The 6,252-nt window shown below is 33.8% G+C and carries 8 protein-coding genes; 5 read left to right on the top strand and 3 right to left on the bottom strand.

Annotated features, from left to right (window positions below):
- A partial coding sequence (locus tag QZQ55_RS03565; RefSeq protein WP_295089936.1) for a phosphoenolpyruvate carboxykinase (ATP) occupies positions 1-757 on the bottom strand: 757 nt, incomplete at its 3' end.
- A gap of 237 nt (positions 758-994) precedes the next feature.
- On the opposite strand from QZQ55_RS03565, the gene QZQ55_RS03560 reads away from it, so the two are divergent.
- A complete protein-coding gene (locus QZQ55_RS03560; protein WP_040390262.1) occupies positions 995-1,411 on the top strand; it encodes a hypothetical protein in 417 nt (138 codons plus the stop codon).
- A 137-nt stretch (positions 1,412-1,548) separates the two neighbouring features.
- On the opposite strand, the gene QZQ55_RS03555 is transcribed toward QZQ55_RS03560, so the two are convergent.
- Positions 1,549-2,415 (bottom strand): LysR family transcriptional regulator, encoded by an 867-nt coding sequence (locus tag QZQ55_RS03555; protein ID WP_295089933.1) that lies wholly within the window; start codon positions 2,413-2,415, stop codon positions 1,549-1,551.
- 102 nt (positions 2,416-2,517) lie between these two features.
- Between QZQ55_RS03555 and QZQ55_RS03550 the strand changes: the two genes are divergently transcribed.
- The 4 genes from QZQ55_RS03550 to QZQ55_RS03535 all read left to right on the top strand — a co-directional run bounded on the left by QZQ55_RS03550 (position 2,518) and on the right by QZQ55_RS03535 (position 5,414).
- Complete coding sequence (locus tag QZQ55_RS03550) at positions 2,518-3,207, top strand: carboxymuconolactone decarboxylase family protein (RefSeq protein ID WP_295089930.1); 690 nt, start codon at positions 2,518-2,520, stop codon at positions 3,205-3,207.
- 2 nt (positions 3,208-3,209) lie between these two features.
- On the top strand, positions 3,210-3,626 hold the full coding sequence (locus QZQ55_RS03545; RefSeq protein ID WP_295089927.1) for a cupin domain-containing protein: 417 nt from the start codon (positions 3,210-3,212) through the stop codon (positions 3,624-3,626).
- A 232-nt stretch (positions 3,627-3,858) separates the two neighbouring features.
- Positions 3,859-4,506, top strand: coding sequence for a flavodoxin (locus QZQ55_RS03540; RefSeq protein WP_295089924.1), 648 nt, complete (start codon positions 3,859-3,861; stop codon positions 4,504-4,506).
- Positions 4,507-4,544: 38 nt separating this feature from the next.
- Positions 4,545-5,414 (top strand): diacylglycerol kinase family protein, encoded by an 870-nt coding sequence (locus QZQ55_RS03535; RefSeq protein WP_295089921.1) that lies wholly within the window; start codon positions 4,545-4,547, stop codon positions 5,412-5,414.
- Here the strand turns inward: QZQ55_RS03535 and QZQ55_RS03530 are convergent.
- A complete protein-coding gene (locus QZQ55_RS03530; RefSeq protein ID WP_295089918.1) occupies positions 5,388-6,248 on the bottom strand; it encodes a LysR family transcriptional regulator in 861 nt (286 codons plus the stop codon). The genes QZQ55_RS03535 and QZQ55_RS03530 overlap by 27 nt on opposite strands.
- Positions 6,249-6,252: the final 4 nt, after the last annotated feature.

Here is a 6,252-nt window from a genome sequence, read left to right as displayed (position 1 = left end):
TTGAAAGTGTTGTCTTACCTGTTCCTGAAAGACCAAAGAAGATTGCTGTATTCTCACCATTTAAGTCTGTGTTAGCTGAACAGTGCATTGAAGCCAAACCCTTTAATGGAAGGTAATAGTTCATCATTGAGAACATACCCTTCTTCATCTCTCCACCGTACCATGTATTAATAATTACCTGCTCATGGCTTGTGATATTGAATGCAACACATGTCTCTGAGTTAAGACCTAATTCTGCATAGTTAGAAACCTTAGCCTTAGATGCATTATATACAACGAAATCAGGCTCAAAGTTTTCAAGTTCTTCAGCTGTTGGCTTAATGAACATGTTAGTTACGAAATGTGCCTGCCATGCAACTTCAACGATGAAACGAACAGCCATACGGGTATCTGCATTCGCTCCACAGAAAGCATCTACAACGAAAAGTCTTTTGTTCGAAAGCTCTTTCTTTGCAATATCTTTTACGGTAGCCCATGTTTCTTCTGTCATCGGATGGTTATCGTTTGCATATTCATCAGATGTCCACCATACTGTGTCTTTGGAATTCTCATCCATAACAATGTACTTGTCTTTAGGAGAACGTCCAGTATAAATACCTGTCATAACGCTTACTGCACCAAGCTCTGTTTCCTGTCCTACTTCATATCCCTCAAGCCCAGCTTTTGTCTCTTCCTCGAATAACAACTCATAAGAAGGATTGTAAACAATGTCAGTTGCACCAGTAATTCCATACTTGCTCAAATCAATTTTTGCCATCTTACACGAACCTCTTTTCTTTCTTATTTTCTGATTAGTCATTGGTTAGTTAGTCATCCAATAAAAAATCTCACAACTATAGTACCACATTTTTCGGTAATGTCAACCTTTGTCTATCTGTGTCATCCATTGGAAATGTTCTAATTCACACTAATCTCGTATATTATACACGAAAAATCAAAAAAAATATTGTTTACTCACGAAATATTGGTAGAATACTCTATGGAGGTAGAATATATGAATATGAACACTTCATTCTTCTCTTTTAAGTCAGGATCTCCATTCATGATTATCCTATCTATTATTTTAGGAACACTACTCATGGCTTATGGAATCTATGAAATCTTCTTTAAGAAAGATAAAAGAGAAATTAAAGGAATTTACCATGGTTATAAGAAAGTCAATAACTTATATTGTCGTCCTATCTTCCAGTATTCTTATGGTACAAAGAAGTATAACCAGGCATCTATCCAGGAATTTAAAGTAGAAAAGATTGAAAAAGATTATGTAAAAGGACAGGAATATCCTATTTATTTAGGGGAACAGGCGAATACATTCTATTTAAAGAAGAAAAGCACTTGGTCTAATTATTTATTAATCGTTGCAGGGATCTTATTCTATGTCAGTGCTATTCTAGGTTATCTAGGATTCTAAAAAGAAGTAGCTTTTAATAACTACTTCTTTTTCTATGCAAGAAATAAAAAGTCCCACCGGGTTGCGCATGAAAATCAGTGGCGTGGTGGGTTCTGTCAAAACCATTATACAGTTTTTGATAGTTCTATCAAGATATATTACTTCTTTTTCTTTTCTAATCTTTTTTCTACAGCACGATAAAGTGGTTCTAATAGTTTCTTATTCTTTTTCTTACAAACAAGATAGAAACTATTAGTCGCTTCTTTGTCTATGATTGGAATAATCTTTCTATTATCTGGCTTGCCATCTCTTTCTATAGATAAATTAGAAATAAATGTAGGAAGAGTAGAATTCTGAGTCAGATCCATAAATACTTCTCTATTATCCTGAAGAATAAAATGAGTATGAGGCTGTGTTTCTAAATGCATAGGATACCATACACCAATTCTAGAATACAACAGCATTGTTTGACCATCTAGATTCTTAAAGAACAATGCTTTACTATCTGCAAGAGGGTGATCAGGTGCTAAAGAAAAATATAATGTTTCTGTATCATATAACGCATGATATAAATCTTTATTATCAGGAATCTCATTTAATACAACAGCTGTATATAAATCATTCTCTAAACCAGATAATAAGATATCTGGCATTTTTATTTCTGAAGAAACAGCCATGTTTTCATATATCTTACCAGCATAAGGTACTAAGTCCCATAAAGGTGCAGGAGCACATGCTCCAATACTAATTGTATGAGTCATACGATCATATTCACGTACACGAGCCATCATATCATTTGCTGAAAATAATACCTTCTGTGCATAATCAACAGCCACTTTACCAGTCGCATTTAAAGTAATACGATTCTTTTCACGGTCAAAAATAGAGACCTGCAGTTCTTCTTCAAGCTTCTGCATGGCGCGAGTTAGAGCGGGCTGAGAGATGTGTAATGCTTCAGCTGCTTTAGATAATGTTCCATATTTAGAAACAGCTAATAATTGTTCAACTTGTCCAATTTCAATCATTTATTATTCCTCCTCACTATGCACCCACATTATAGCATAATAAAAAACTGGCATTGTACTTTTCTATTTATTATTAATAGAATGTTTGTAGAGGTGAAGACTATGAAATATACATTTATGGAAAACTTTAAAGATAAAGATCCAGAATTCTATGACTTTTATTCACATTTTTTAAGTGAAGAAGTAATCAATGAAACTACTCTGGATGATAAGAGTAGATACTTATCTATTACTGCAGTACTTGTAGGCACAAAATCTCATGATTTGTTTAAGGACATGTTAGAAGACTTATTAAAATATCTCACAACTGATGAAATCCAGGAAGTGCTTTATCAGGCTGTGGCTTATCTTGGAATTGGTACAGTATATCCATTCCTCACTATTATGAATAAACATGTGGATAAACCATTAAAGAGTGCATCTACCACAAACAGAGACAATCGTATAGAACTTGGTAATGAAAAACAATGTGAACTCTTTGGTGAACATATGAGAGGATTCCAAACAAGTGGTCCTGAAGAAGAACGTCATATCAAGAGATGGCTCGCAGGTAACTGTTTTGGTGATAACTATACAAGAATTGGATTAACTGGTGCACAAAGAGAAATGATTACTTTCTGTTTTCTAGCAGCACTCGGCACTGAACCTCAATTAAAGTCTCATATTGGTGGAAACTTCCATGTGGGTAATGATGCACATTATTTAATCAATGTGATTTCTAACTGTATGCCTTATATCGGTTATCCACGTACTCTCAATGCAATCAGATGTATACATGAAATGGAGAAATAATTATGAATTATACTTTAGAAGATATCAAAAAACAGAGTCCTTATCCTATCGGTGAACTCAATGTAGCATATGCTAAGTATTTTGTAGGTAATAGTTATCTTTATTCTATTAATAATCAGGAAGTCCTTATTTCCAATGTTACTTTTGAACCAGGATGCAGAAACAACTGGCATATCCATCATGGTGCAGGACAGATCTTATTATGTACTGCAGGAAGAGGGTATTATCAGGAATGGGGAAAACCTGCTCAGGAACTAAATGTTGGTGATACAGTCTATATTGCGCCAGAAATCAAACATTGGCATGGTGCAGCACCAGAAAGCTATTTTGTGCATATTGCAGAAAGTGTTCCAAACAAAAATGCTTCAAACCAGTGGCTTGAAGCAGTAAATGAAGAAGAATATCTAAAACTTAGATAAAACAAAACGATCAGGAAGGGATACCTGATCGTTGTTTATTTCAAGAGTTATTTTGAAGGGAGTTTGGAAAATTATTTATTAGGGATCACTCTTGGTAAAAAGGAAGCTGAATTATTATAGGGAGTTGCTTTCTCTTTACAGGTAATATTATGCTTTTTATCTATGAACACATTGTGAACTCATTATTTTTTTCTAGGAAATATGTTATAATGGTATCCGAGGAGGATTTTTTATGAAAAAATCAATCATTACATTCTTATGTTTGATGTTGATCACATTATCAGGATGTACTTATAATACCAAATATTCAGAAAGTGATGCCCCCTTAACTATTACAGGTGGTCTCAGTGATACATTAATTGTTTATTATTCATTTAATGGTGAAGAACGTGAACTTGCTAAACAAGTACAGTCATATACAGAAGGGGACTTACTTTGTTTACAGACTTCTAAGAAGTACTCTACAGATTTTAAGAAGAGAATCAAAGAACATAGAAAAGAAAGAGAAGCTTACGCTAAAGCACTTAAAGAAAATAAACATGATTATAAGAATGAACACGTATTAAAAACACTACCTGCTCTTACAAATCAGATTGATAATATCGATCAATACAAGACAGTGTATCTTATTTATCCATGCTGGGAAAAGGATGAACCACTTATTATTGACTCATTCTGTATGGATTATGACTTATCAGGCAAAACTATTGTGCCTATGTGTACAAGTGAAAAGAATTGGCGTGGACATGTCAAATATTCCAGCAAGAAGAGTATTGCTCACTTTAATAAGATGATACCAAATGCGAACTTTAAACGTGCGAAGACATTTACTGATGTCAAAGACGTTAAAGAGTGGCTAGAAACTATTGATATGATCTAGACTGGACATTGATCCAGTCTTTTTTTGGGAGAACTATAATGAGACATATATTTTTACTTAAACCAGTGAATGATGATTATGATCATCATCCATTTATAGAAACAATTAGAGAAGTGATGCAGGGGTATGATTATGATATATTTATGAGTACATATCCTGATCATGCAAAGAAGATTATTAAACATTATAAAGAACCAACACGTTTTTATAGTGTTGGTGGGGATGGTATGTTGAACCAGGTGATCCAGGGACTTGTCGGAACACCTCATGAATTAGTAGTGATTCCCTATGGAACAGGAAATGACTTCTTTAAGATGATTTCTAAGAATAATGACTCTAAAGAAGTACTAAAGGCCTCTTTGAAGGGGAAAGTTGTTCCTATTGATACAGTTTTAATGAATGATCGCTATTTTATTAATAATGCCTGTTTTGGCTGTGATAGTGTGATTGCGAATCATGTTCATGATGATGTGAAGATTCCTAAGATGTTTAGAGGACATCAGTATGAATATTCTATTTTAAGAAATTTTGTCCAGTATCCATTTTATCATATTAAGATGACAAGTCATGGACAGTTATTATATGAAGGTCCTGTTACTTTATGTGCCTGTGCTAATGCCAAGTATTATGGCGGGGCTTATAAGATTGCACCTCATGCCTCATTAGAAGATGGTCTCATGGATATCGTTATTCTTGATAGAATCAATAAAGGACTCATCCCTTTATATATTAAGAAGATAGTAAGTGAAACACTTGATCAAGATAGACATGCACATGTCTTTACTGTAGATGAAGTGGATGTAGAATCTCAGTATCCATGTAACTTAGATGGTGAAGAAGTAAAGGCTTCTTCTTATCATCTAGAAGTAAAGAAGAATAGCTTAAATCTTGTAGTCTTTGATAATTAGAGAGATGAATGTTTCTATAATAGGAGACAAGTCTTCTTTTCTTGTGATAAAAGCAGCAGACGTATAGAGACCCTTGTCTTTAAGTTTTGTATAGGTCTGTGACTTTAAATCTATATAAGGAATAGCTGCTTCAGGTATAATAACCACCTGATCAAGTATAGAACCCCATACTAAGGCAGTACGTATATCATCTGTAATAATAGGAATATGTGGCTGGAATTGGAGTTCATTTAAACAATAATCGACAATAAACTGACGATAACGTCTGTGAATCAAAACAGGATCATCTCGATAATCAATGAGATGGTTCTTTTTTTCATTCACAAGACTTGGTGGTCCTACCACAATCATTGGTTCAGGTTTAAATAAAAACGATTTCACATTCGTAGAATCAAAAGGTGTTCTTACTAACGCAATATCTATTTCATGTGCAAGTAAGGCATCCACCATTTCATAGGTTGTTCCCTCCTTCATATGAATATCTAGTTTAGGATATTTCTTTCTAAATACATCCATATGATCATGGGTAATTAAATAACCATTAGAAGAAGTAATCCCAAAACGTAAGATCTGTGTTGCAGCACCTTGTACTTCTTTACTTGTCTGTTCATATAAATTAAGCATCTGATTACATCTACGATAAAATAACTGTCCTGCAGGAGTTAATGTAATATGACGATGTCCTCTTTCTATAAGTATTGTATCTAATTCTTCTTCAATTGCTTTTAACTGCATAGAAAGTGGTGGCTGTGAAATATGTAATACACGTGCAGCTTGAGAAATAGTTCCTTCTTCTACAATTGTCTTAAAGTATTTCATCTGTTTTAATTCCATATGT

The organism is uncultured Catenibacterium sp. (assembly GCF_900540665.1).
Lineage (GTDB): Bacteria > Bacillota_I > Bacilli_A > Erysipelotrichales > Coprobacillaceae > Catenibacterium.
This window is presented reverse-complemented; position numbering and strand designations above follow the sequence as displayed.

Excerpts from the sequence above, each read along its gene's own strand:
- QZQ55_RS03535 (WP_295089921.1), top strand. The coding sequence starts at position 4,545 with ATGAGACATATATTTTTACTTAAACCAGTGAATGATGATTATGATCAT.
- QZQ55_RS03530 (WP_295089918.1), bottom strand. The coding sequence starts at position 6,248 with ATGGAATTAAAACAGATGAAATACTTTAAGACAATTGTAGAAGAAGGA.
- QZQ55_RS03555 (WP_295089933.1), bottom strand. The coding sequence starts at position 2,415 with ATGATTGAAATTGGACAAGTTGAACAATTATTAGCTGTTTCTAAATAT.
- QZQ55_RS03550 (WP_295089930.1), top strand. The coding sequence starts at position 2,518 with ATGAAATATACATTTATGGAAAACTTTAAAGATAAAGATCCAGAATTC.
- QZQ55_RS03560 (WP_040390262.1), top strand. The coding sequence starts at position 995 with ATGAATATGAACACTTCATTCTTCTCTTTTAAGTCAGGATCTCCATTC.
- QZQ55_RS03540 (WP_295089924.1), top strand. The coding sequence starts at position 3,859 with ATGAAAAAATCAATCATTACATTCTTATGTTTGATGTTGATCACATTA.
- QZQ55_RS03545 (WP_295089927.1), top strand. The coding sequence starts at position 3,210 with ATGAATTATACTTTAGAAGATATCAAAAAACAGAGTCCTTATCCTATC.